A 25,047-nucleotide genomic window follows, 5' to 3' on the forward strand; every position below is an offset into this window, starting at 1 on the left:
CTAACTCCAATTGCGGGTAATGGCGGCGAATAATGGCTTCCAGCCACGTGAAATGGCATTACCCGCATCGCAGTACAGCATGGCTTTGGGCGCGCGATGACCGAGGTAGTGGTTTCGCTCAAGCCCGACGCCGACATGGATAACCAAATAGCCAATCTCATGCTGCGTCATGCAATAACCCGTTTCGCGAATCCAGTCTGCAATGGCCGCAAGGGTAATGTCGTAGGCTAGCGGGTAGTGCTGTTTGATGTGTTCGGCGAGCGGGTTCACGGTTGCCACGTGATGCTTCACGCGCACAATCATCTTGCTGATGTGGCATTGCAAATCGCGGCGAAGTTGCATGTCTTGGCGAATGTCGTATGGGTAGTGCCTGTGCACGTAATCCAGAATGTGATTAACGAGCTTTTCCGCCTCGATCTGACCGCGAATGGTCTGGGCGTGTTGGCTGGCGGAGATACGCGCCTGAATATTGATGGCAAGGGCTGCTATCTCATGTTCATTTGCGGGCAGCAGTGTCGGCAGCGCATCAAACATGACTCTCGCGACAGGAAGGATTTCATTCACTACATCATCCGATGGGAAGTCTTCGAGTGCTTGTCCGCTGGCAAGGCGCTGAAGGGCGACAGCCGCGTACACGGAAAGCCAGTGTAGGCCATCATCGTTGATGTAGAGCTTGTTCGCCGAGAGGATTTCACGAAAGCGGGCGGCGAAGACTTCTTGGGATTTGCTTGGAAAAAGAGTGCCAATCAGGCCGCGAGCGCGCTGGGCTTCTTTGTGTTCGGAATAGATGATTTGTGACAGCCTTGCACGAATGGCGGTTTCACTGCCTTTAAGGCGCATGCCGAGGCGCGGCTTGCTGTCGATACTAATACCAAACGGGGAGAGCTGTGCGCGCACATCCGCCATGTCACCTTGCACCGCGGCCCGGCTTAAATTCCACGTATCGGCCAAGTCTTCCAGTTTCACCCAATCATCGGCGGTCAGCAGCAGCACCTGAATTTGAACGATACGTTCTTTACTGGTGCGTGGCGCTGGGTCGGAATCGCGCGCGGCCAATTGAAACGCATCAAAGGCTTCTTGGTTATAAATTTTGAGTTGATAGCCAGAGCCGCGCTGGTGGATAAGGTGCGCGCCGTGGTTGACCATGACATTGTTTAAGGTCGCGACGTCAGTGCGAACGGTTCGGGTTGATACGTTCAGACGCTGAGCAATTTCTTCTTGGGTTAAAGGTGAGTTGGAGACGGCGTCAAGCAGACGAATAAGGCGAGGATGCGGTAATTTCGGCATTGCGTATTCCTGTTGCTGCACTGCCAGTTTGCCGGGGAGGTCCAACGTAAAGGGGGAGAAGGAGTGCTGTCCCGGCAAAGCTAAAATCTTTAATGCACGCAGCTTATGCTGCGTGCCGACACATGCTTAGCGAGCAAGCAGGCGTTTAGAGATTTCTAACAGTGTTTTTACATCTTCTGGGCGGGTCTCGCCAGTCGAAGAATCGATGATAGAGCTGTACACGTGAGGTATAACTTTCTCAACGCCAGCATCCAAAGCAATTCGCAAAATCTCTTCGAAATTTGCTAGGTCTATCCCACCCGTTGGTTCCAGCCAGAAACCGTTGCGTGCACAGGCCTTTGCCACTTCTTCAAATTCGTCGCGGCTGTCCAGTCCACCCATCGGGAAATACTTAACAGAGCTGCAACCCATGTCTTGCAACATGGCAATAGCGGTATCAACTGGGACGATGGCATCTTGCATCTCTGCGCTCTTAGGACCGGTAGAGATTTTCACCATGCCAACAGTGCCTGTTGGTGAAATCAGACCGTTTACTACGGTCTCATTTTGACCCAGTGCGTTGCGGCTTTTGCCCACGCCAGTGAACACTTGGTTCACGTGCTGAGGCTGAAGAATACCCGCCAGCTCAGTCACCATGTCAGATTGTTTTGGATCGCCAGCACCCAGACCGATAGACAGGGCGTTGTTGATTTTTTCCGCACACGCTTTCATGTCTTCCACTGCGCTTGGTACGTCTGGGTAGTTCTTTGACAGCATGCCAACCAGCACGTGGCCTTCTGCCGCTTCATAAACATCCACAGCGTTTTGGTGAGAGCCAGCCAGAACGTTAAGACAAACGCGGTCAGCGATATATTTTGGGCTTAAAGACATGGTTAATTACTCCTGAGTCAGCTTGGTCATGGCAGCGAGAATTTGTTCAAGTTCTTCTTTTGAAACGCTGCGGACGTCAAATTCAATGGTGCCTTCGTTGGCTTTGTAAGCGCGGCAGTAAACCGCTGGGTTACCGTTTTGCAGTTTGGCAACCGCGTCTTTGGCATTCATGCCGAAGGCGTTTGCGTCGAAATTCACTTCTGCACGGGCGATGTCGCGGCCTGCACTGTCCCACACCACACGGGAGGTGATGCCTTGCAGCGCGTTAAGACCATCGATGAATGCGCTCATCTTGTCGACCATCGCAGCGCCGGTTTCTTGCTCGCGCTCGAGGTAAAGTTCAATCGCGTGAGTCAGACCCAGAATGCCTTCTTTGCCGACTTTCATTGCGCGGCCAATGCCCATGGATTGTTGCTTCACCCACTCCACGTATTGGTGCTTACCCAGCACCAGACCGCTGGTAGGGCCTTCAATCGCTTTTGCGCCAGAGTAGATGACCAGATCCGCACCTTGCTGGTAGTAAAGACGCAGGTCTTCTTCCGCCGCCGCATCCACAATCAGTGGTAGATCGTGTGCTTTTGCTACCTCAGCAGCGTCAGCTACGGTCAACATGCTCTTTTGCACACAATGGTGAGATTTGATGTAAAGGATGGCTGCGGTGTTAGGGTTGATGGCTGCCGCCAGTTGCGCTGCCGAACACTCGTTTGCCCAACCGGCTTCCACCAGTTTGCCGCCACCTAAGTTCACCATGGTGCCGACCGGCGCACCAAAGTTTACGTTGTGGCCTTTTGGCATCACGATTTCAGATGGAACGTCGTGCGCATGAGCGTGCAGGTTTTCTAAGCGGTATGCGTCTCCACGTACGATCACCGCAGCCACACTTTGTGAGATACCGGCTGACGCACAAGAGACGACAACCGCGTTTTCTACGTCCAGCAAACGGGCAATGTATTCGCCAGTTTTGTTCACCAGATCTTTCATTTCGAAGTAGCTGTTAATGCCGAAGTTAACGGTCTCTACCACTTCAGGCAGTGGCGTAGACACGCCCAACGCGGTCATGCGACCAGACGCATTGATCACCTGTTTCAGGTTATATTTTTCAAGAATTGAAGACATGGTGAGTTTGTCCTTTTTCTGTCAGTGTCATCTCGCCGCCCACGATGGCAGCAAGAGGTGCAAAGCGCTGTTCACCGGTGCGGGTATCACCCTCGGTATCGGTGAAGGTCACTTGTGCGTGTTCAATGTTGTACAGGGTCAGGTCTGCATCGCAGCCGACAACCAGTTGGCCTTTGGTTTCAAGACGAAGTGCACGGGCAACCTTGGTGGTCACGCGTTCAATAATTTGTTCGTGGCTGAGGCCAAGGGTGAAGAACATCGACATCAGGTGTGCCAGGCCATATACCGGACCATTGATGCGGTTCTTGCAGTAAATGTCAGAGCTGATGGTGTCCGGCAAAATGCCTTGAGCAATCGACATCTCTGCCACGTCAAAGCTGAAGCTTGCGCTGCCGTGGCCAATGTCTAGCAACATGCCGCGCTCCATCGCTGCTTTGACGGCATCACGCAGCTTGCCTTCAGGCGTCAAAATGCGGTTTGGTTTGCCGTTGAAGCAGTGCGTCAGGATGTCGCCTTCGCCCAGCAGTTCAGCAATGTCGTCCAGCGTTGGTGGCGCGTTACCTACGTGAACCATTAGTGGCAGGCATCCGCATTCGCATTGCAGTGCTTTTGCAGATTTCAGCGGCGTCAGGCCGTTCTCGCCGACCACGCTGCCACTCATGCGGGCTTTCAGGCCAACCACGAAGTCAGGGTGACGCTCCACCGCGTTTTTTGCCAAGGTCAGATCGATATCGTTTTTATCAGCCAGTTCGTTCTGACGTAGCAGACCAATGCGCGAAATGTTCAGAAGCGCGCGTACCTCGGTTTTGCAGTTTTTCGCAATCTCTGCGAAGTCATCCACGTCATCAGCACCTGTGCTGCCTGCGTCGATAACGGTAGTGACGCCGCCAGTCACGCCAATTGCGTCTGGCTCATCATTGTAAATTGGAGAATTTGGATAGCAGTGTGTATGTCCGTCAATCCAGCCTGCGCTAACGAAGACGTCGTTGTTCAGAGTCAGCGTCTTAGTGGCTTGTGCATCGGCCAGTTCGCCGATGGCTGCAATCTTGCCGTTTTGAATGGCAATGTCTGCGCATTCGCCTGAGACAAGTCGGGCGTTTTTAATCAGGAAATCGTACATAGGGGTATCTCGATAACCCCGCCCGAAGGCGGGGTAGAAGTATTACAGAGCGACTGGGAACATGGTGCCTAGTGCCATTGCGCCTAGGATTGCACCACCGGTGATTGGCTTGCCCCATACGTAGAAGATCAGCGCGCCAAGCAGAGAGCCAAGACCGATTGGAATTGACGCACCCATTGCAGACAGGATGATTAGAGGACCCAGGAAACGGCCAGAGCTGTTACCTGCACCCATCATGACGTCAGCGCCGTAGGTAGAGTTGCTTTGGTTGATGGTGAACTTACGCGCCAGGATGATGATTGCGCCGATAGCCAGACCTGCAACCATGCCCGTTGCTAGTGCCATTGGGAAATTCTCAACCGGGTAAGTGATGCCCGCGCCCAGCAGCAGTGCAGGGATACCCAGACCAACGCCAGTCATGATGGCACCACCGATATCCAAGATACCGACCAGTGAACCTTCAATGATACGGGCGAACAGGAAGCTTGCACCGAATGCGGCTACCGCGCCGTAAGCACCGGTATCCATACCTGCACGCAGCATAGATACGAAAGCCACTTCGTTGAATGCGCCTACGCCGTACAAGTAGTACATGTGCGTACCCGCGAATACACCGGCAGACAGCAGACCCACGATGATTGGGAAAGACCAGTCGGCGTACCAGAAGTTATTCTTCATTTTCTCATCCATGGTAGTTCCCCTTATTTACCGCTCATCATGAGGTGGATGTTTTCAAGCCACATTGGAACTTCCATGTGGAAAGATTTAATCAGTTGCATGTCGAAGCCACGGAAGAAAGCACTCATTGCGAACAGCGCGATGATGGCTGCCATCATGATCTTGGTAACTTTGTTCCAGCCGCCGTCTTCTACGCCTTTACCGATCAGGATACCCAGTACCAGACCCGGTACGGCGTTACCCATGATTAGCTGAGCCAGACCACCGAAGATGGTTGCCCAGAAGCCAGATTTCTTGCCCGCTTCAATCGCTGCCAGCCAGAAAATGACAGGCATCACAGTGTTTACCAGCAGGTTTGCCGCAGGAACAAGTACCTTCACAGCCGTTACCTGAAGGGCTTCAGGAACTGCCGCTGCCGTGGTGTTAAGGAACGCAACAACCAACGCACCCAAGATGGCACAGGTGATACCCATGCGTTTTGGATCGTGCAGAGTGGTCGCCAAATCGCGGTTTTTCATCATCAGTACCGCTGCGCCCCAGTGAGGCAGTACGCGGTGGTCGATGTCTTGCGTAAACGCACCGGCAGCAACGGTTGATGCCCATGCGTTGAAGAAGAAGCCAAGGCCGAAAGAGAAGTGAGACGCAGGGTCACCTTCACAAGAGTTCAGCTCGCCCAAAGTACGGAAAGCACCCATACCTTGTACGGTTGGTGCGTGGAACATTCGCGCTGCACCGACGCCGACACCGATGCCGACTAAGCCACCAATAATGAGGGACTTCAAAAGAATGACAGTGAACATGTCATGGGTTCCTTAGAGATTAACGTAAGATTTGGAAGTCAACTTGCTCCACATCGATGTAGGTAAGGCTGACGGTAACCTCCAGTTTGACGCGGCACTGGCGTCGTTCTCTGGGTAAAAAGAAGAACAGGAACTTGTCCATCGTGATCTTCTCTTCGGCTTCCAGAACCTTGACGTCTTGAGGCTCAATCCGGAGTAAGACTTTCTGATTTTCTTTCAGCAAAGTCGGTTGAATCTGGCTAAAGGCAGCAGCAAATGCCTGCTGCCTTGTTTCGCCTTTTCCACTGACGATGACTTCAGTGGTCAGCTGTTGTTTCATGCACCGATACCGTGTTTCGCGATAAACGCTTTCACCAGTTTCTCGCCCAGCTCTTCTTTGTCCATGAAACCGAAGCCCAGCACGACGCAGCCTTCGTTGATTGCTGCGATACCTTCTTCGATAGAACGCATGCCGTAGCGGCACTTGTAGCCGTATTTGGTTTGTGCAGTGATTGCACCTGCACCGCCTGAGCCACAGAAAGAAATGCCCATGTGCGCTTCTTGCTGGTTCATGATGTCACCCAGCTTCATGTCCGCAGCCATACCTGGGATCACAGTCACTTCTGCACCAGCCGCTTCTGCGCCAGCACCTACTTTTTGGCCTTTACCCATACGGTCGCCGATTACAAGTTTCAATACAGACATGGTTATTCTCCTTTGGCAGTGCTTAGTTCGTTTTCTTTTGCCACTTCAAAGTGGACAGATAAAAGGTGTGCTTCTTCGTAAGCCAGGTTGTCCATCAAGCCGCAAACTTGTTCAGCAAGTTTCAGCGACAGGGAAGAAATCTCTTCGAACATTTCCAGCTCTAGCTCTGGCAGTGATTCGCCGCTGTGTGAGCGCCATGCCATTGCTTTGATGTGTGTTGCCAGCATTTTTTGTTGCAGGTCATCAGGGTAGATGCCGTTTTCGCCAAGCAGCACAATCGCGCGTTCAGTTACAGATGCACCGTGTTCCACGATTTCAGTGCTATCTGGGGTTAGGGTCGTTGCCGTTTGCAAAGGTGTCTCTCCAGACGTTTTGTTGCGTTGAGTGAAAGATAAAGTGGAAGGGCACGTTGGAGCAGACGCTGTTTTTCCACTTCAAACTGGAAACGAGGCGGAAATTGGGGGAAATCCGGAAAAAAGTGTGAAAGGGCGCAAGAAAATTAGGGGGAATCCCCCAAAAAAACGTGATGAAAATGGCTAATGCTGCCTTTCCAGTTTGTAGACGGGAATCTGCGTGCCATCACAAAAAAGCGTTTTTACTGGAAAATTGTTGCCTTCTGGCAATCAGTTGGTGGGAGTTTCGTCTTCAACCGCGAATAGTGATTGCTAATATCGTCGATTCTCTGTACTATTCCGCCTCCAAATTCCCGGTCTTTTACTTTAGTTCCTTGCTTCCGCTGGTTTTGACCGGGCCACTGTTGGAAGCTGAATAATCCGTAAGGAGCAACCAATGCGTCATTACGAAATCGTATTCATGGTGCACCCTGATCAAAGCGAGCAAGTTGCTGGCATGATCGAGCGTTACACTGGTTCTATCAAAGAGTCAGGTGGTCAGATCCACCGTCTAGAAGACTGGGGCCGTCGTCAACTGGCTTACCCAATCAACAAACTGCACAAAGCTCACTACGTTCTGATGAACGTTGAAGCTGACCAAGCTGTTGTTGATGAGCTGGAAACTGCGTTCCGCTTCAACGACGCTGTGATCCGTAACATGGTCATGCGTACCAAAGGCGCTATCACTGAGCCATCTGTAATGATGAAGGCTAAAGAAGAGCGCGCACCACGTCGCGAAGAGCGTGCAGAAGCACAATCTGAAGACGAAGCAGCAGCTGAGTAATTTGATTTGATGACCAATCGGATTGAGCTAGCCGGTGTTCTCACCCAAGGCCCGATTCGAAAACAGAGTCCTGCCGGGATACCGCATTGTCACTTTGTGATAGAGCATCGCTCGGAACAACAGGAAGCTGGATTGCCAAGACAAGTCTACTGCCGATTACAGGTAGTGATGAGCGGGCAAGGGTCGCAAACCAAAACACAGCATTTAGCTTTAGGCAGTAGCATTAAGGTAGGTGGGTTTCTCGCTTATCAGACCGGCCGTAACGGCGCAGGCAAATTAGTGTTACATGCTGACGAAATCATAGATATTTAGATCAGGAGATAGCCCCATGGCACGTTTCTTCCGTCGTCGTAAATTCTGCCGTTTCACTGCAGAAGGCGTACAAGAGATCGATTACAAAGACGTAGCGACTCTGAAAAACTACATCACCGAAGCTGGTAAAATCGTACCTAGCCGTATCACTGGTACCCGTGCTAAGTACCAGCGTCAGCTGGCACGCGCTATCAAGCGTTCACGTTACCTGGCTCTGCTGCCATACACTGACAAACATCAGTAATCGGCACTGTCCAAGTTAATAGAGGAATAGATAATGCAAGTTATTCTGCTTGATAAAATCGCTAACCTGGGTGGCCTAGGTGATCAGGTAACAGTTAAGTCTGGTTACGCACGTAACTTCCTTATCCCACAAGGTAAGGCAGTAATGGCTACTAAGTCTAACGTTGAGCATTTCGAAGCTCGTCGTGCAGACTGGAAGCAAAAGTTGCTGAAACTCTGGCTGCTGCAGAAGCACGCGCTGAGAAAGTTGCTGCTCTGGAAGTTGTAGAAATCGCTTCTAAAGCTGGTGACGAAGGTAAACTGTTCGGTTCTATCGGTACTCGTGACATCGCTGACGCTGTAACTGCAGCTGGCGTTGAAGTAGCGAAGAGCGAAGTTCGCCTGCCAGAAGGTGCACTGCGTAACACTGGTGAGTACGAAATCAGCCTGCAACTGCACTCTGAAGTATTCGCTACTGTTAAGCTGAACGTTGTTGCTGAGTAATTCAGACACACCGTCGCTTTGAAAAAACCGGCCTTTGGGCCGGTTTTTTTGTATCTGTTATTTGAGTATTGGCGTCGACGAACTGGATGCTGAGACTGCCTGTCTTTAGAAGGCATACACCATATTGATGGTGAAAATCGAGTCGAGGTTCTTCAAGCCCGGCGGGACGTCATTGATGTATTTCTGGGTCGTCGACAGCTTGATGCCCAAGTCCGCGATAAGGCTGGTGGCCATCGACGCCCTTGCTTCGAGACTGGTATTGCTTGAGCCTGAAATCATGGTGATACGGCCTTCAAACTTGGCGTTTTTATTGATTTGCCATGAAAGCTCCGCCTGTCCACGCACAATGAACTCCTGCACGTCGTAGGGCATGATGAGGTCATCATCATCGATTTCATCTATGTTGGGGCGCTGGTAACGGTAGCCGGGGCCCAGCTCCAAAAGCAGCGACAAATCCTCTCGCCAAATGGCCTGATAACCCAAACCAGTCGCAAAGGTCAGGTCCGTGTAATAGGGGCCGTACTTGTCATCCAAATAGCTGACGTTGCCCAGCACGTAGCGTTTAGGGTCAAACTTGTAGTTAGCCTGACTTTCCGCTTCGGTCTTTCGTTTGTCTTCCTCGCCATCTTTCTCGACTAACAAAAAACGCGCCTCTGAAGTGTGTCGATACGGGCCAGAGATATAGTCACTCGCCAAGCGGCTGTTAATGGTCATCGAGTCTGAGTTGCCCGTCAGTGCCTGAAACCCCAGCTCCACTTCGGACTGCCACGGGTCAGAAACACTTGCGTGCGCAAAAACTGGTAGTGTCACCAGACAAAACAGAGATGCATTCGACAGCGCAGACGCCATATGGGTTACCATTACAATACGAGGAGCGACATTCTATCTGAATCTTTCATTTGTGCGTCAGCAAGATGTTAAATTGGCTAAAAAATAAATCAGCCATGCACTGGGTCGTGCGTCTGAAAGCGATTCGGATATAATGACCTGCGTAGAGGCAAGGTATGAAGTGATATGGCAGAGCAACGCAGCAAGCAATTTAATTCCAACAAGCCAAAAGACCGTCAGGTAGATGCCCTGAAGGTGCCGCCGCATTCATTAGAAGCGGAGCAATCGGTACTGGGTGGCCTGATGCTCGATAACGAGCGTTGGGACAGTGTGTCTGAGAAGGTGATTGCTAGCGACTTTTACAGTCGGCCGCACCGTCTGATTTTTGAAAGCACCAAGCGATTGCTCGATGATGGCCATCCACTCGATCTGATCACCTTGTCCGAGCATCTTGAAAAGCACGGTTCGCTGGAAGATGTTGGCGGTTTTGCCTATCTGGCAGAGCTGGCGAAAAACACCCCAAGTGCGGCAAACATCGTAGCCTATGCAGACATCGTTCGCGAACGAGCGATGGTGCGTAATCTGATTGGCGTGGCCAATGAAATCGCTGATGCGGGTTATGAGCCAGATGGCCGTACCTCAGAAGATCTGCTGGATATGGCAGAGAGCAAGGTGTTTGCGATTGCCGAATCTCGCACGTCAGAAAGTGAAGGTCCGCAGAACATCGACAACGTATTGTCGAAAACCCTTGAGCGTATTGAAATCCTGTTCAAATCTCCGCAAGACGGTGTGACAGGTGTGTCGACGGGCTTTGCCGACTTGAACAAGAAGACCGCGGGTCTTCAAGGGTCGGATTTGATTATCGTGGCAGCGCGTCCGTCGATGGGTAAAACCACCTTTGCGATGAACTTGTGTGAAAACGCCGCGATGGATCAGGAAAAACCCGTTCTGATCTTCTCCCTCGAGATGCCCGCCGAACAGCTGATGATGCGTATGCTCGCATCGCTTTCTCGCGTTGATCAAACCAAGATCCGTACCGGCCAGTTGGATGATGAAGACTGGGCGCGTATTTCATCGACCATGGGCATCTTGATGCAAAAGCGCAATATGTACATCGATGACAGCTCTGGTTTGACGCCGACGGATGTGCGCTCGCGTGCGCGTCGTGTGGCGCGTGAGCACGGCGGTCTGTCGATGATCATGGTCGACTACCTTCAGTTGATGCGTGTACCGGGTCTGCAAGATAACCGTACTCTTGAGATTGCGGAAATCAGCCGCTCGCTGAAAGCACTGGCAAAAGAATTGAACGTGCCCGTTGTCGCCCTGTCGCAGCTTAACCGCTCGCTGGAGCAACGTGCCGATAAACGTCCTGTTAACTCCGACTTGCGTGAATCGGGCGCAATCGAGCAGGATGCTGACCTTATCATGTTCATCTACCGTGATGAGGTTTACCACCCAGAAAGTCCGCTGAAAGGCATTGCAGAAATCATCATTGGTAAGCAGCGTAACGGTCCTATCGGCTCGGTGCGACTGACCTTCCAAGGCCAGTTTTCTCGCTTTGATAACTACGCTGGCCCTGCATTTGATGAAGAGTAAGTCTGAGGTGTTATGAAAGCGGCGACCGCTCTTATCCATACTGGTGCGTTGAACCACAATATCGACATTATCCGAGCCATGGCACCCAACAGTCGCACGTGGGCGGCGGTGAAAGCCAATGGCTATGGTCACGGCTTGGTGGAAGTGGCGAAAGCCTGTCGTGCCAAGCGGATGGCTTCGGTGTCGCGCGACTTGAAGAAGCTGTTCGCTTGAGAGCAGGCGGTGTTATTAAGCCTATCATGTTGCTCGAAGGCTTCTCTTCGCCGGCGGAGTTACCGATGCTGCAAGCGCACAACCTGCAAACGGCCGTGCACTGCACCGAGCAACTGGAAGCACTGGAAAAAGCCAACTTGGAGCACCCGCTGCAAGTGTGGCTAAAGATTGATACCGGCATGCACCGTCTTGGCGTTCGTCCAGAGAGCGTACCTGAGTTTATCGAGCGTTTGAATGCTTGCCAGAACGTTGCCAAGCCGCTGCACTTTATCAGCCACTTTGGCTGTGCGGATGAGCCGGAAAAACCGTTCACTCAACAACAAATTGATGTCTTCAAAACCCTCACCAATGGACAACCTGGCTTTAAGTCGCTGGCGGCCTCGTCTGGCTGTTTGATCTGGCCAGAAAGCCATTTTGACTATGTACGTCCGGGGATCAGCCTTTACGGTGTATCGCCGATGGCAGAACGTTGTGGTGCCGATTTTGGCTTAAAGCCAGTGATGACCATGACATCGAGCTTAATTGCTGTGCGTGAGCATAAGAAAGGTGAGCCTGTGGGCTACGGTGCGCGTTGGTTTGCCGAGCGCGATACCAAAATTGGTGTGGTGGCGATCGGATACGGTGACGGTTACCCGCGCGTAGCACCTGATGGCACGCCTGTGCTGGTCAATGGTCGTCGCGTTGCGCTGGCAGGTCGTGTTTCGATGGACATGATCACCGTTGATTTAGGCCCTGATTCGACGGACCGCGTGGGCGATGAAGTCGTGCTCTGGGGCGATGGCCTTCCTGTTGAAGAAGTGGCGCGCCACGTTGGCACTATCGGCTATGAGCTGGTGACCAACCTGACCTCTCGCGTCAAACTCGTATACACCTGATTTATGCCGTAGGTTGTTTTGAAAAAATCTCTGACTAAAGCCGCAACGCTGGTTGCGGCTTTCTTTTGCTCGCCGGTTTTGGCGCAAGCAGACCGCGAGGCTCCGAAAGCCCTCGATATCGAATTTGTTCCTTTTGCATTCTCCACCGAAGCCATGGGCTTCTCTGCGGGCGTGGCAGGACTTTGGAAAGGGGCGGGGCAGCCACAAGCGTCTATCTTTGCTGCGGGTCTTGGCTCGTCGAAAGGCACTTGGCTGACGTTTCTTTCTGCCAACAACTATGCGCTTGCGGCTGACAGCCGTTGGCTGTTTGGTGGTCAGTTTTACGAAGCAGACTATAAACAGTTTGATTACTACCTCGGTGACGCGGCCTCGAACGATTCTGCCTTTGACGACAGAATCAAACTCGACAGCCGAGAAGCGCAGCACCATCTCTCTTTTCGCTACATTCTGCCTTGGGGCGCTGCAAAGTCGTCACCCATCCGTGCTGCACTGAGCCCGAAACGGCATGTCGAAGGCAATGCGCCATGGAGCAGCGGCGTTTCCTCCGTCACTTCCGTCCTTTCTACAAAGCGCAGCACCTGACAGGTATAGGTGCTGACACGCCAAGCGATTTTTCCGATGCGTCAGAAACGTGGGGGGTGGAAACGCGCTTTAAGTGGGATAACCGCGACAGCAACACCAATCCAACCCAAGGCAGTCTGAGTGAGTTTATCGTCACGGTCGATCCAGGCTCTGACAGTCGCGCGAGCTGGTGGAAATGGGAAGCCAGCCAAAGCTGGTATTGGAGCATTGGTGATTGGGAGGAGATGGCAAAAGAGCAGGTGTTCGCTTTTAACATCTACACCGCGGATACTCCAAGCTGGAACGACACGTCAGAGATTGACGGTAAAAAGGCGTTCAATCGACCGCCGGAATTTTCCAGTGTCAGACTGGGCGGCCTTTACCGTCTAAGAAGCTTCCAAACAGGCCGTTATGCCGACCGCTCCGCGCTGAGCTACAGCATGGAATATCGCGTGATCCCTGAGTGGCAACCATTGGGCGGTGTGCCCGTGTTCAATTGGTATGACGTGCCGTGGTGGCAATGGGTGCTGTTTGCTGACGTTGGCCGTGTGGCGGATGATTACAACCTGAAAACCCTGCATCAAGACATGAAATGGAGTGCCGGTGCGGCGATGCGTTTTCAAGTCGAAGGCGTGGTAGTGCGCTCAGAAATGGCGTGGGGAAGCGAAGAGGGCTTGTTCCGCGTGATGATCAACCAACCGTTTTAAGAATTGATTTTAAAAAAGGCGAACTGAGGTTCGCCTTTTTGTTTAACGACTGCAGCAGTTTTTAGTTTTCTGTTTCGCGCGATACATGGCTTCATCGGCATGGCGGATGAGCGAGGTGGTGTCTTCGGCGTCTTCAGGACATACCGCTACCCCAAGGCTTAATGTGACCGGAATGGTCGCACTCACTAGCTTCAGGCCAGTCTCAATGGCGACCACGATCCTTTCTGCAATGACCAACGCCTCATCGGCATTGCTGATGTTTGTGATAAGCAACACAAACTCATCACCGCCAATACGCGCGACAAAATCACCCTCTCTTAATGTGCCCTCAAAAATACGCGCCGCAGACTTCAATACTTCATCACCAATGTGGTGTCCAAGCGTGTCATTCACGGTTTTAAAGTTATCAAGGTCGGCGAACATGACTGCAAATGGTAAGTGTGACCGGTTGTAGTCTTTGGTCAGGTCTTGCAGCTTTTCGGTAATGAGCTCTCGGGTAGGAAGGCCCGTTAGCATGTCGTGGTGTGCCATATAAGTCAGCTCTTTCTGGAGCTTGTCCCGTTCAATGGCGTTGCCCTTAAAGACTTCGAGGGATTTCGCCATGTCGCCCACCTCGTCTTCGCGCTCTGACACAGAGATATTGATGTCGAGTTCATTGTTCGCGAGGCGGTGCATCATCTGCGACATGCTGGCGATGGGCTTTGCTATGTTATTAGCGAGGATGTAACCCACCACGAAAATGACCACTGTGCCTATGGTGACGGAGATCGCCAGTGCCGATACGAAGGCGTTGAGCGGCGCGAGGATCTCTGCTTTTTCGATTTCCGCAATGATTGCCCAGTTCAGTGTCATGAAATTAAACGGGGTGTAAGCACTCAACACTTCGACGCCACGGTAGTCGGTCTCGAATTGTGCCCCTGTTAGTCCTTTTAAGGCTTTGCCAGCAGATTCGGTATGTACCGAGGCATCCAAAATGTTCTCGCCGTTGAGAAAGCGTGAATTGCTGCGCATCAGCTCATCGGAGCCGACAAGAATGGTTTCACCGGTTTCTCCCATGCCAGCACTGACTTGCATGACGCTATTGATGTACTTGATGGGCATTTCAAAGATCAATACACCAATATACTGTTCGCCGTTTCGATGAACGGGCACCGCAAAAAACGCTTCCGGCTGGTTAAAGCTGGGTTCATAGCGTTGAAAATCCGTCAGAAAGGAAACGCCTTGTGACGGGTTCTTATTTACGATGGAAAACGCGCGGGCTAGGTGGGTATCTCGCCATCGCCCGTTTAAAAGATTGGTGGCGAAGTCCTCTTCCTTTTTCACCGAGTAAACGACATCGCCTTGGGTGTTGACGAGGAAAATGTCGAAATAGCCATGCTCTGCCGCAAGGCTTCGAAAGAAGGGGTGGTACTTATTGTGCCGCTCGCTATACACGGTGCCATCTTTGGCATCAGTCAGGGCTTCTTTTTCGCCAACATCGAAGGGGTTTTCTTCGATATACGCGTTTTGCAGCTTGGAGGTCTGATTTTCTTCTAACATCTCCCAAGCGACGGAGAGCTCAACCAGTGCGCTTCGAGTCTGCAATGAACGGCTATGGATAAACAAATCGCGCTGAACGGTTTCAAAATACTGTTCAAGCGACTCTTTTCGCGACTCGAGCAAGGCGATCAGCTTGGACTCCGCAGAGGCTGTAAGCTGCTCGGAAGCAAATTTATAACTCATAAAGCCAGTGGCTATCGAAGAAAGAAGCGCAAAAGAAATGATTACCAGCGGAAGCTTCTTCGTTATTTTAACGTTCTCAAGCATACAACCTCCCTAAACTCAGTAAAAAGTATAGGTGGTAGTGAGCAACCTATTGAATATATTGCTCACTTTATGACTTGAATATCACTGTCTCTGCAAGTGCGTGGCAAAAGGCCTTATTCGCCCTGAATCGTCGCGACCAAGCGGCGCGAGCCGCCGTGGTCGCGGTGCTCGCCAAGGTAAATGCCTTGCCATGTGCCTGTTGCTAATCGTCCGTTGGTGATGGGTACGGTAATGCTGGCACCCAATATGGAGGCTTTGATGTGAGCTGGCATGTCGTCATCGCCTTCGTAAGTGTGCTGGTAATAGGGCGCACGCTCTGGGACGAACTCGTTGAAATGGGCTTCCATGTCGCTGCGAACCGTCGGGTCAGCGTTTTCATTCAGTGTCAGACTTGCCGAGGTATGCTGGATAAACAAGTGCAAAATGCCGACGTTAATATCGCGAAGCTCAGGGAGGTGTTGCACCACTTCTTCGGTGACAAGATGAAAGCCACGAGGGCGAGCACGGAGATTAAAGGTTTTTTGTTTCCACATTTAAAACACTCTGCTGTTCTGAAACTGGTTAAAGTCTTGGGCGTCGATGAATACTAAATTGGTGATGATACGAACACTGACCTAGCGCAACATTATCACCCTATAATTCTGACAACATTTACACCCGCTCAAAATGAAGATGTTGCCTGTTTCGGTTTAGCGCCAAGGGCTGTTTCTGTATAGACCCTAGCATCAGTGCGAATGACATCGTAACATTACGCGAAGAATCTGGCGGCCGCTTATGAAAAGCGGTCGACCTCTGTAAAACGTGGAATGACAGTATCCACGCACAGACTCTGTCTACGAAGGAACAATAATTATGTTGAAGTCTATCAATCCGACGCAAACAGCAGCGTGGAAAGCGCTGACTGCTCACTTTGAAGATGCGCAGGATTTGACCCTCACCTCGCTGTTTGCCAACGATCCAAACCGTTTTGACAAATTCTCCGTTCAGTTCGGTAACGACATCCTGCTGGACTACTCTAAGAACCTGATCAGCGAGCAAACGCTGGACAAGCTGTTCGCTCTGGCAGATGAAACCGAGCTGAAAGACGCGATTAGCGCGATGTTCCGTGGCGACAAAATCAACCAAACTGAAGACCGTTCAGTTCTGCACGTTGCACTGCGTAACCGCAGCAACACGCCAATCATGGTTGATGGCGAAGACGTGATGCCTGCGGTTAATGCGGTACTTGAGAAGATGAAATCTTTCTCTGATCGCGTTATCGGTGGTGAGTGGAAAGGTTACACCGGCAAAGAAATCACGGATGTGGTGAACATCGGTATCGGTGGTTCGGATCTGGGTCCTTACATGGTGAGCGAAGCACTGGCTGCGTACAAATCTCGCCTTAACCTGCACTTTGTGTCTAACGTTGATGGCACCCACATCGCGGAAACACTGAAAGGCCTGAACCCAGAAACGACCTTGTTTTTGATCGCGTCTAAAACCTTCACCACGCAAGAAACCATGACCAATGCGCTGTCAGCGCGTGACTGGTTCTTGGCAACAGCAGAAGACCAAGCGCACGTAGCGAAGCACTTTGCTGCGCTGTCTACCAACGCGACCGCTGTGTCTGAGTTTGGTATCGATACCGAAAACATGTTCGAGTTCTGGGACTGGGTTGGCGGCCGCTACTCACTGTGGTCAGCGATCGGCCTGTCTATCTGCCTGTCTATCGGCTACGACAACTTCATCGAACTGCTGTCTGGTGCGCACGAAATGGATCAACATTTCCAAAGCACACCATTCACCGAAAACCTGCCTGTGCTGCTGGCACTGATTGGTATTTGGTACAACAACTTCCACGGCGCAGAGTCTGAAGCGATCCTGCCTTACGATCAGTACCTGCACCGTTTCGCAGCGTACTTCCAACAAGGCAACATGGAGTCTAACGGTAAATACGTTGACCGCGACGGCAACCCTGTTGATTACCAAACTGGCCCAATCATTTGGGGTGAACCAGGTACGAACGGTCAGCACGCGTTCTACCAGCTGATCCACCAAGGCACCAAGCTAATCCCTTGTGACTTTATTGCACCAGCAATCAGCCACAACCCACTGAGCGACCACCATCCTAAACTGATGGCAAACTTCTTCGCGCAAACCGAAGCACTGGCATTCGGCAAGACTCGCGAGCAAGTGGAAGCGGAATTCGCAGCAGCGGGCAAATCAGCAGAAGACGTGGCGGCACTGGTTCCATTCAAGGTGTTTGAAGGTAACCGTCCAACCAACTCTATTTTGGTGAAACAAGTTACGCCAAGCGTACTGGGTGCACTGATCGCCATGTATGAGCACAAGATCTTCGTTCAAGGCGTTATCTGGAACATCTTCAGCTTCGATCAGTGGGGCGTAGAGCTGGGTAAACAACTGGCGAACCAAATCCTGCCTGAGCTGGCTGACCAAGAAGAAGTGGACAGCCACGACAGCTCGACCAATGGTCTGATCAACGCATTCAAACAATGGCGCGCGTAATCGCCGCGTGTTGAAACGTTGAAACAAAAAAACGCCGCATGATGCGGCGTTTTTTATTAGTTGAGCTCAAGATCAGTCGAAACAAATTTCGATGTAAGCTCGGCCATATTCTGATTCGAACGGCATGATAATGATTTGACCTTCACTCTTGTGGGTGATGGTGTGCTCACGGCCAGATACAACGATCGGTGTCGCCATATCGAAATCAAAACCTTTCTCGGCCAAAATGCGTTTTGCACCGCCGGTCACCATGTTGGTGATTTCACCTACCATGTCGGTCACGTCCGCATTGATAGACGTTGGGCGCTCACCCAACATGCGGCTCATGATTTCAAGGGCCAAGTCTTCTTCAAACGTCACTGAAAAAGAGCCTTTGGTTTGCGCCCCTACCATCCCAATAAGACCCGATACGTCGCCTTTCGCAACTTCGGTTTTTTTTATTTGTGGCTTCTTAGGCGTGATGTCGAGTTGCGCCATTGTGGTCAGTACATTGACCAATGAAGACAAAAAAGGGTTTACAAATTCTGCGCGCATAATGTTAGTTCACCGTCCTACTGCATTTTCTGTGTCGACGTCTGACAGACGTGACAAGTTCCATGTGTTTCAACGACGTGATGATTCACTTTAAAGCCAACCTGACTTGCTCTTTCCTGCAGTGCCTCCGATAACGCATCGGCGTGACACTCTTCCACCGTACCGCACGAATCACAGATTAACAATTGAGAACAATGCTGATCGTGACCGATATGGCAGCAGGCAATAAAACTGTTTGTCGACTCTACTTTGTGAACAAACCCTTGAGAAAGCAGAAAATCGAGTGCTCGGTAAACCGTTGGCGGCTTAGCCTGAGGCTCGGTTTCTCTCAGTTTATCCAGCAAGTCGTACGCACTGATCGCGCGCTTGCTCTGGATAATAATTTCATAAACCCGCTCACGTTGCGTCGTCATTCGCACGCCGCGTTGTTCGCATAGTGACTGCGCTCGGGTAATTAGCTGTGCAAGATTGGCCATAAGACCTCAGAAATCAGGCTGAAGGCTTTATTCTATCACAGCATTTTTAACGCGCACTCGTTGCGCCGTGACCGTGGTTCGCCTTTGGATAATTGTAGATGATGAATATCAATAAGTTGGTGTGAGCTAGAGAAGATAAACGTGTTTTTCACAAGGTATAGAGAATCCGTCGCGTGCGCAAAAGAAAAATGGGAGCGGGGGCACTCCCATTTTGGTGTCACGAATGATTAGGCTTTTCCTTCGCTGCCACACATTCTAATTTTGGCTTCGACAACCTCCTTCATCGCTGCTTTGCCAGGAATGATGTATTTGCGCGGATCGTTAGCGTCTGGATGCTCACCAAAATACCCTTTCACCGCATCGGCAAACGCAATTTTTAGCTCTGTTGCGACATTCACCTTGCAGACGCCAAGCTCGATGCAGCGTCTTACCATGGCATCGGGGATCCCTGACGCGCCATGCAGAACCAGCGGAATATCGACAACTTCGCGAATGGCGGCCAAACGGTCGAAATCAAGCTTTGGCTCACCTTTATAAAGGCCATGCGCTGAGCCGATCGCCACGGCCAAAGTATCAATGCCCGTGCGTTTTACAAACTCGGCCGCGGCGGCTGGGTCTGTCAGTGCTGCATCGGCACTGTCGACAATCAAGTCATCTTCTTGACCACCCAAACGCCCAAGCTCTGCTTCTACGCTGACATCGTGACGACCACAGTAATCGACGACCTTGGACACGATATCGATGTTTTCTTCAAACGGATAATGCGAGCCGTCAATCATGACCGAACGTATCCCTGCGGCGACCTTGGCTTGAATATCTGCAAACTCCTCGTGATGGTCTAAATGCAGCACCAAGGGCATCTTGTGTTTGTGCGCTGCTTCTTTACAGATGGCGACGATGTAATCAACACCTGCATAGCCATAGGTGCCTGGCGTCCCTGCCAAGATCACTGGAGAGCGCATTTCCGCTGCCGTTTCTACGACAACTTGAACGGTTTCAAGGTTGTGAATGTTAAATGCGGGCACAGCGTATCCGCCTTTTTGAGCACGTTTTAGCATTTCGCGAGAAGAAATCAGGTACATAGTTTGGCTCCAAAAATCGTTATCTTTGCGGGCGCGGAAAGGAAAGTCCGTGCCGTTGACGTTGTTCGTTTTCACCAACACATGCGCTGGTGGTTGTATCGATGTGAAAGGCGACACCGACCCTGTGTTCAAACTCAGATCCCGTCGTCTGCGGTGATCTCTTCTCGTTGTTTTTCTTCCATTTGATCGAACAGGGAAGTGATGCCGCGATGCCCGCACTGCAAGGCTTCTTGGCGAAACTCAATCAGTGACAGGCCTTCTCGTTCAAGCAGCATTTCCGCTGCCATCTGCAAATTCGTGCCAGTGACCACTTCAATATTGTCTATCTGCTGGCTGAGTAGCGATGCGGTGCGAAACGGTGTACCGCCGAGTAAATCTGTAAGAAAGACGATGCCTTCACCACCGTCGACATGATCGATGGCTTGACGCATTGCATTGTCCAGTTGTGCGGTGGTCATCGCTTCAGGGAAGTCAATGGCCACGAACTGTGGCTGCTCGCCGATCACTTGTGTCAGTGCCTGACTGATCCCACTGGCGAAACCGCCATGACCGCTAAGAATGACTCCAATCATCTTGATTCCTTTTTGTCGAGAGAGGGGGAGGATTGCTCCTCCCGACCTTCATACTTTTGTTTGCGTTATTGTGTGAATCAAAGAGCGTTGAGAATTACAGGATGCCTGCGAAGCGGCCGACAATACCGATGGTGACGGTGATGATGATCAGACGCACTGGGCTCCAGCCGCGTTTCACCAAGCCGAACATGCAAAGGGTGTAAACCAATGGCAGGAAAGCTGGCATCAGTTTGTCGATAACGTCTGCCTGCAGTTTGACGACCGCATCACCGGCAGTGATTTCTGCGGTAGTAGACAGGCGAACATAAGTCGCAACCAGCGCACCAATCACCGTCATACCCACGATGGAAGCGGCGTGGCCGACTTTCTTCGTGTTGGCTTTGATCATCGGAATCGCTGCCACACCCATGTTGTAGGCGTAATGCGCCAGACCAAAGCGCAGACCAAAGTGGAATACGTTAAAGACAACGAAGAAGATAATCGCGCCCATGATGGAGCCTTGCAGCGCAAGGTCTGCACCGATACCGCCACAGATTGGTAGTAAGGTCAGCCAGAACATGGCGTCACCGATACCACCGAGTGGTGCACCGACAGCGATCTTGGTGCTTTGGATACTGTTTACGTTCTGTTTGGAACGTTCCATCGCCAAGATGATCCCCATGACGAAGGTCACCAAGAATGGGTGAGTATTGAAAAAGCCCATATGGCCGCGCATGGATTTCGCCAGATCGCTCTTGTTGGTGTGGATCTTCTTCAGCGAAGGCAGAAGTCCGTACAACCAACCCGCAGCTTGCATACGTTCATAGTTGAACGACGCTTGTAGCAGCAGGGAACGCCATGCCATGCGGTTAATGTCTTCTTTTGTCAGCTCTGCACCGACACTTTGATCTTCATAGACGTCGCTGTTGATTTGAGAAACGGTTGGCGCGTCGTCTTTGTGGGCATTCAGATGGCCCATGGTGTTTGCATTAGATTCCATCTTCCAGCTCCTCTTTGATTGGTGCGCTTTGCTCTGGTTTGCGCATAAAGTCGATCAGGGCGATAGCCAGTGCGGCTGCTGCAATGGCCAGCATTGGCAGTTGAAGCCAAGCCGCGCCAACGAAACCAAGAATGAAGTAAGGGATGTAGGCGTTTTTCATCATGATCTTCATGAGAACCGCAAAACCGATCGCTGGCATCATGCCGCCCGCAACACCTAGACCGTCGATCAGTTGTTGTGGCAGGGCTTCAACCATTGGCTTGGCGTGCTCGGCACCGAAGAAAATCGGGAGGAAGGCACACAAGAAATAGAAGGAGCCCAGTACCGCTAGCGCAAAATAGTTAACTTTTTCAATGCCGTCTGTGTCAGCTTCGTCTGCCATCTGGTCACATTTAGACATAACAGGCGACATGGCCGAGAACAGGAAGGTGATACCCATCTGTACGGCAACTGCAAATGGCACTGCGATACCGACAGCGACGTTTGGCTCCACATTGGTGGTGATAGCGAACGTTGCACCCACAATGGTTCCGATGATGACGTTAGGTGGCTGAGCACCGGCTAAAGGTGCCAGACCCATCCAGACCAGTTCCAAGGTACCGCCAACCAAAATACCCGTTTCCAGATCGCCCAAGATCAGGCCAACCAGAGGACCGAGCACCACAGGTCGGTGCATGTGAGTGAGACCGTTAAAGAGGTCGAGACCGGCGATGAACGCCAGGATCCCGAGCATCAATGCTTGCAAGAAACTGATTTCCATTACAGTTACTCCTTACAGAAGTTTGAAGATGTCGGTAGCAGGTTCCGTAGGAACACCTTGGACATAACATTCCACGCCTGCTTCTTTCAGGGCGGTGAAGGCATTGATGTCGTTAGCGTCAACGGAGACAGTTTTGTGGATCTGATTTTTCCCCTCAGCAAAGTGCATGTTGCCGACATTGATCCGGTCAATCGGCACACCACCTCTGACTAAGGCAAGGAAATCGGTGGGGGTTTTACACACCAGCAGGATCTTTTGGCGATCCGCGGCTTTGTGGATGGTGTCTATGGTTTTTTGCACCGTCCAAAAACGAATGGCGATCCCGTCAGCCAGCACCATTTCCATCAGGTTTTGCTGGATCTGATCGTCGGCGACTTCATCGTTGACCACGACAATGATGTTGGCGCCTGCAAAGCCGACCCACTGCACGCCTACCTGGCCGTGCACAAGGCGTTCGTCAATGCGACTAAGTACGATATTTGGCATGATGAAACTCCTTAACCTGATGATTAATGGTGACTAAACGGATAAATGGTGACGCCTTGAACCACGCGGTTTACTTCGCCGGTTGGGCAAGGGTTATCTGGGCTGTAACCCAACTGCAGTGACTTCGACATGGCGAGCATTTGGGCGAAAACCACGTACGGGAAGGTCAACCACACATCCGAAAACGCTGTGTCTGAAACGGAAACCACGTCACCATCAAGACCAGCAGGATTACCTACTGTCAGAGCAAGTTGGTGCATGGCCTGGCTGTTGGCATGTATCTCGCGATACATGTCTATGTCGTATTGCTGGGTGTAGCTGTCTGAGGAGATGAACTGAATAACCAAGGTCTGTTCATCAATCATGAATTTCGGGCCATGACGAAAACCAAGCGATGACTCAAATGTCGTGGCGACTTGCCCTGCGCTGAGCTCGAGCGACTTCAACGATGACTCGCGTGCGACACCGGCCAAACCGCCGCTGCCAAGGATCACCAGACGTTGATAGTCTTTGTCCGCCAGGCTATTGGCTGTGTGGGTCCATTCTGTCATGCCCGTTTCGACCACTGTCGCGATGCTGTCGACGCGCTGAGAAAAGGTATCTCTAGGGATGCGGCCTATCAGTGCCATGGCGGCAAGAGTCATGCAGGTAAAGCTTGATGTCATGGCAAAGCTCTTGTCGTTAGAACCTTCAGGCATCAGATGACACAGGGCATTGTCGTGTGTCAGTGCGTAGCGGTAGAGTTCGCCTTGCTCATTACAGGTAAGGATCAGATGCCAGAGGTTATTCACGACCTGATCGGCGATGGTGACAGCGGCGACACTCTCAGGGCTGTTACCTGAGCGAGCAAAAGACACTAACAAAGTTGGAACGTTGGCATCGAGGTATTCGGTGGGATTGGACACAATATCTGTGGTGGCAACAGCGCGCGCGTCCATACCTTGGGTACGAAGCCAAGGGGCGAGTGCGTCACCCGCGTAAGCGGATGTGCCAGCACCGGTAAGCAAAACACGAAGCGTTGATTGAGCGAAAATGGGAGCAAGAAACGCGTTGTCGTTTGCGTCTCGGTTTGCCAGTACAACGGCGAGCTGACGCCAGAGGTTTGGTTGCTGAGCAATTTCAGTGGCGGTGTATTCTGCGCCGTGTTGAGCCAGCCATTCCGCGCTGTAGCTGGGTAATTCATGGTGTCTTCCTCGGTCATTCTTCTCGCTGGCAATCGCCGGCATCACATCGAATATCGCGGTCACTGAGGCCGCATCTTGTTATGTGTTATCGAGGTAGGTGACGTTCACGGGAACGGTCTGCCTCCGCATGCCAAAGACAAGATCCTTGGCTGGGATAGCCAGATTGAGTGGGAAGCACGGAATGGCGTTATGTTTCCATTACGTGTTGCTGCCAGGCGTTTCCTGTGCAGGCGAGAGCAAGAGGGCGAACCCAATCAGTGTTTAGTTGTCCTGATCGGCGATGATGACGTCTACACCCATGGTGGTCAGTGCCTGTACATACTCGTTCGGGATCCGGCTATCGGTAATCAACTTATCGATACCCCCGGCGTGGCGGATCATGCAGAAGCTTTTGCGACCAAATTTGCTGGCATCGGTTACCGCGATAACCTCTCGAGCGACGTCGCACATCACACGGTTGATGTGTGCTTCGCCTTCGTTTGGCGTGGTAATACCTGCATTCAGGTCGAAACCATCTACACCCAGAAACAGCTTGTCGAATCGGTAGTGCTTCAACAGCTGTTCACCTGCCGGGCCATGAAGCGAGAAGGACTGGCGTCGAAGTGTTCCCCCGGCCACCATGACTTCAATGTTGTCATAGCTGGCGAGGTCGTAGGCAATGTTGAGCGAGTTTGTCATCACGACCAGTCCGTTTTTCTCCGCTAGGTGGCGGGTGATTTTTGCGGTGGTCGAGCCTGAATCGAGAATGATGGCATCACCGTCACGCACTAGCTCGGCGGCCTTGGCTGCAATGCGTGATTTGATGTCGGCGAACATGCGGCCTTTGTCTTGCACCGGCTGGTCAAAAGCAAAATGTCGATTGACCATGGCACCGCCGTAACAGCGCACTATGCAGCCTTTTTTCTCAAGGTAGTTCAGGTCATTTCTAATCGTCACGGTAGACACGTTAAAGCGGAGGGACAGGTCCTCAACCTTGACGGTATTGTTCATTCGAGCAAGCTCGACGATCTGTTCTCTGCGTTCTACTGTGGACATGATGTAACTCTCTCTTTCACTGTCTTGCGATCGAGTTGCGAGTCTTTCGCTTCATTTCGAGATTCATTTCAGCACACGA

26 protein-coding genes and 3 pseudogenes are annotated in these 25,047 nt (G+C 51.6%); 8 read left to right on the forward strand and 21 right to left on the reverse strand.

All coding sequences use genetic code 11. From position 1 onward, the window contains the following. From ATN88_RS20265 to ATN88_RS20305, 9 genes are all read right to left on the reverse strand, one after another. Positions 1–1,287 carry a BglG family transcription antiterminator gene (locus ATN88_RS20265; protein WP_232313444.1) on the reverse strand — a complete coding sequence of 429 codons (1,287 nt, stop codon included), beginning with the start codon at positions 1,285–1,287 and terminating at the stop codon, positions 1–3. A 126-nt stretch (positions 1,288–1,413) separates the two neighbouring features. Then, positions 1,414–2,157: a 2-dehydro-3-deoxy-phosphogluconate aldolase gene (gene dagF / locus ATN88_RS20270; RefSeq protein ID WP_067419449.1), complete on the reverse strand. Its 744-nt coding sequence runs from the start codon at positions 2,155–2,157 to the stop codon at positions 1,414–1,416. Positions 2,158–2,163: 6 nt separating this feature from the next. Continuing rightward, entirely contained in the window at positions 2,164–3,273 is a 1,110-nt protein-coding gene (locus ATN88_RS20275) for a DgaE family pyridoxal phosphate-dependent ammonia lyase (RefSeq protein ID WP_067419450.1), read from the reverse strand. Then, positions 3,257–4,393 (reverse strand): amidohydrolase/deacetylase family metallohydrolase, encoded by a 1,137-nt coding sequence (locus ATN88_RS20280; RefSeq protein ID WP_067419451.1) that lies wholly within the window; start codon positions 4,391–4,393, stop codon positions 3,257–3,259. Before ATN88_RS20280 ends, ATN88_RS20275 begins: the two co-directional genes overlap by 17 nt. A 42-nt stretch (positions 4,394–4,435) precedes the next feature. Further along, positions 4,436–5,083: a DUF4310 family protein gene (locus ATN88_RS20285; RefSeq protein ID WP_067419452.1), complete on the reverse strand. Its 648-nt coding sequence runs from the start codon at positions 5,081–5,083 to the stop codon at positions 4,436–4,438. 11 nt (positions 5,084–5,094) lie between these two features. Further along, a complete protein-coding gene (locus ATN88_RS20290; protein ID WP_067419453.1) occupies positions 5,095–5,871 on the reverse strand; it encodes a DUF4311 domain-containing protein in 777 nt (258 codons plus the stop codon). Positions 5,872–5,890: 19 nt separating this feature from the next. Then, positions 5,891–6,190, reverse strand: coding sequence for a DUF4312 family protein (locus ATN88_RS20295; protein ID WP_067419454.1), 300 nt, complete (start codon positions 6,188–6,190; stop codon positions 5,891–5,893). Continuing rightward, entirely contained in the window at positions 6,187–6,555 is a 369-nt protein-coding gene (locus tag ATN88_RS20300) for an SFCGS family glycine-rich protein (RefSeq protein ID WP_067419455.1), read from the reverse strand. The genes ATN88_RS20295 and ATN88_RS20300 overlap by 4 nt, the downstream gene beginning before the upstream one ends. A 2-nt stretch (positions 6,556–6,557) precedes the next feature. Then, on the reverse strand, positions 6,558–6,908 hold the full coding sequence (locus tag ATN88_RS20305) for a transcriptional regulator (RefSeq protein WP_067419456.1): 351 nt from the start codon (positions 6,906–6,908) through the stop codon (positions 6,558–6,560). 436 nt (positions 6,909–7,344) lie between these two features. Between ATN88_RS20305 and rpsF the strand changes: the two genes are divergently transcribed. The 4 genes and pseudogenes from rpsF to rplI all read left to right on the forward strand — a co-directional run bounded on the left by rpsF (position 7,345) and on the right by rplI (position 8,769). After that, positions 7,345–7,731, forward strand: coding sequence for a 30S ribosomal protein S6 (rpsF, locus tag ATN88_RS20310; RefSeq protein WP_017012404.1), 387 nt, complete (start codon positions 7,345–7,347; stop codon positions 7,729–7,731). Between the two features lie 9 nt (positions 7,732–7,740). Then, positions 7,741–8,043: a primosomal replication protein N gene (gene priB / locus ATN88_RS20315; protein ID WP_067419457.1), complete on the forward strand. Its 303-nt coding sequence runs from the start codon at positions 7,741–7,743 to the stop codon at positions 8,041–8,043. A 16-nt stretch (positions 8,044–8,059) separates the two neighbouring features. Beyond that, on the forward strand, positions 8,060–8,287 hold the full coding sequence (gene rpsR / locus ATN88_RS20320; protein ID WP_002539422.1) for a 30S ribosomal protein S18: 228 nt from the start codon (positions 8,060–8,062) through the stop codon (positions 8,285–8,287). 33 nt (positions 8,288–8,320) lie between these two features. Further along, positions 8,321–8,769, forward strand: a pseudogene (gene rplI, locus ATN88_RS20325) (50S ribosomal protein L9). Between the two features lie 105 nt (positions 8,770–8,874). On the opposite strand, the gene ATN88_RS20330 reads toward rplI, so the two are convergent. Next, a complete protein-coding gene (locus ATN88_RS20330; RefSeq protein WP_067419458.1) occupies positions 8,875–9,618 on the reverse strand; it encodes a DUF481 domain-containing protein in 744 nt (247 codons plus the stop codon). Between the two features lie 165 nt (positions 9,619–9,783). Here ATN88_RS20330 and ATN88_RS20335 point away from each other — a divergent pair, with 165 nt between their 5' ends. From ATN88_RS20335 to ATN88_RS20345, 3 genes and pseudogenes are all read left to right on the forward strand, one after another. Continuing rightward, the gene (locus ATN88_RS20335) at positions 9,784–11,193 is read left to right on the forward strand and encodes a replicative DNA helicase (RefSeq protein ID WP_067419459.1); all 1,410 of its coding nucleotides are present in this window, start codon (positions 9,784–9,786) and stop codon (positions 11,191–11,193) included. A 12-nt stretch (positions 11,194–11,205) separates the two neighbouring features. Next, positions 11,206–12,281, forward strand: a pseudogene (alr, locus tag ATN88_RS20340) (alanine racemase). 48 nt (positions 12,282–12,329) lie between these two features. Beyond that, positions 12,330–13,549: pseudogene (locus tag ATN88_RS20345) on the forward strand (BamA/TamA family outer membrane protein). A gap of 42 nt (positions 13,550–13,591) precedes the next feature. Here ATN88_RS20345 and ATN88_RS20350 read toward each other — a convergent pair. After that, positions 13,592–15,355 (reverse strand): diguanylate cyclase domain-containing protein, encoded by a 1,764-nt coding sequence (locus ATN88_RS20350; protein WP_067419460.1) that lies wholly within the window; start codon positions 15,353–15,355, stop codon positions 13,592–13,594. Between the two features lie 113 nt (positions 15,356–15,468). Next, entirely contained in the window at positions 15,469–15,888 is a 420-nt protein-coding gene (locus ATN88_RS20355; protein ID WP_067419461.1) for a secondary thiamine-phosphate synthase enzyme YjbQ, read from the reverse strand. Between the two features lie 319 nt (positions 15,889–16,207). On the opposite strand from ATN88_RS20355, the gene pgi reads away from it, so the two are divergent. Continuing rightward, positions 16,208–17,860, forward strand: a complete 1,653-nt coding sequence (gene pgi, locus ATN88_RS20360; protein ID WP_067419462.1) for a glucose-6-phosphate isomerase — start codon at positions 16,208–16,210, stop codon at positions 17,858–17,860. 72 nt (positions 17,861–17,932) lie between these two features. Here the strand turns inward: pgi and ATN88_RS20365 are convergent, their stop codons facing one another. From ATN88_RS20365 to agaR, 9 genes are all read right to left on the reverse strand, one after another. Then, complete coding sequence (locus ATN88_RS20365; RefSeq protein WP_067419463.1) at positions 17,933–18,394, reverse strand: chemotaxis protein CheX; 462 nt, start codon at positions 18,392–18,394, stop codon at positions 17,933–17,935. A gap of 17 nt (positions 18,395–18,411) precedes the next feature. Continuing rightward, positions 18,412–18,870, reverse strand: a complete 459-nt coding sequence (zur, locus tag ATN88_RS20370) for a zinc uptake transcriptional repressor Zur (protein WP_067419464.1) — start codon at positions 18,868–18,870, stop codon at positions 18,412–18,414. Between the two features lie 227 nt (positions 18,871–19,097). Then, entirely contained in the window at positions 19,098–19,952 is an 855-nt protein-coding gene (locus tag ATN88_RS20375) for a tagatose bisphosphate family class II aldolase (protein WP_067419591.1), read from the reverse strand. 134 nt (positions 19,953–20,086) lie between these two features. Continuing rightward, entirely contained in the window at positions 20,087–20,524 is a 438-nt protein-coding gene (gene agaF / locus ATN88_RS20380) for a PTS galactosamine/N-acetylgalactosamine transporter subunit IIA (RefSeq protein WP_067419465.1), read from the reverse strand. 94 nt (positions 20,525–20,618) lie between these two features. Beyond that, the gene (gene agaE / locus ATN88_RS20385; RefSeq protein ID WP_067419466.1) at positions 20,619–21,503 is read right to left on the reverse strand and encodes a PTS N-acetylgalactosamine transporter subunit IID; all 885 of its coding nucleotides are present in this window, start codon (positions 21,501–21,503) and stop codon (positions 20,619–20,621) included. Beyond that, positions 21,493–22,263 carry a PTS N-acetylgalactosamine transporter subunit IIC gene (gene agaW, locus ATN88_RS20390; RefSeq protein ID WP_067419467.1) on the reverse strand — a complete coding sequence of 257 codons (771 nt, stop codon included), beginning with the start codon at positions 22,261–22,263 and terminating at the stop codon, positions 21,493–21,495. The genes agaE and agaW overlap by 11 nt, the downstream gene beginning before the upstream one ends. A 12-nt stretch (positions 22,264–22,275) precedes the next feature. Then, entirely contained in the window at positions 22,276–22,749 is a 474-nt protein-coding gene (gene agaV, locus ATN88_RS20395) for a PTS N-acetylgalactosamine transporter subunit IIB (protein ID WP_067419468.1), read from the reverse strand. A 23-nt stretch (positions 22,750–22,772) separates the two neighbouring features. After that, positions 22,773–23,975 (reverse strand): SIS domain-containing protein, encoded by a 1,203-nt coding sequence (locus ATN88_RS20400; protein WP_067419592.1) that lies wholly within the window; start codon positions 23,973–23,975, stop codon positions 22,773–22,775. A gap of 219 nt (positions 23,976–24,194) precedes the next feature. Further along, complete coding sequence (gene agaR, locus ATN88_RS20405; protein WP_067419469.1) at positions 24,195–24,968, reverse strand: transcriptional repressor AgaR; 774 nt, start codon at positions 24,966–24,968, stop codon at positions 24,195–24,197. Positions 24,969–25,047: the final 79 nt, after the last annotated feature.

Origin of the sequence: Enterovibrio coralii, assembly GCF_001559595.1 — a bacterium.
Taxonomy (GTDB): domain Bacteria; phylum Pseudomonadota; class Gammaproteobacteria; order Enterobacterales; family Vibrionaceae; genus Enterovibrio; species Enterovibrio coralii.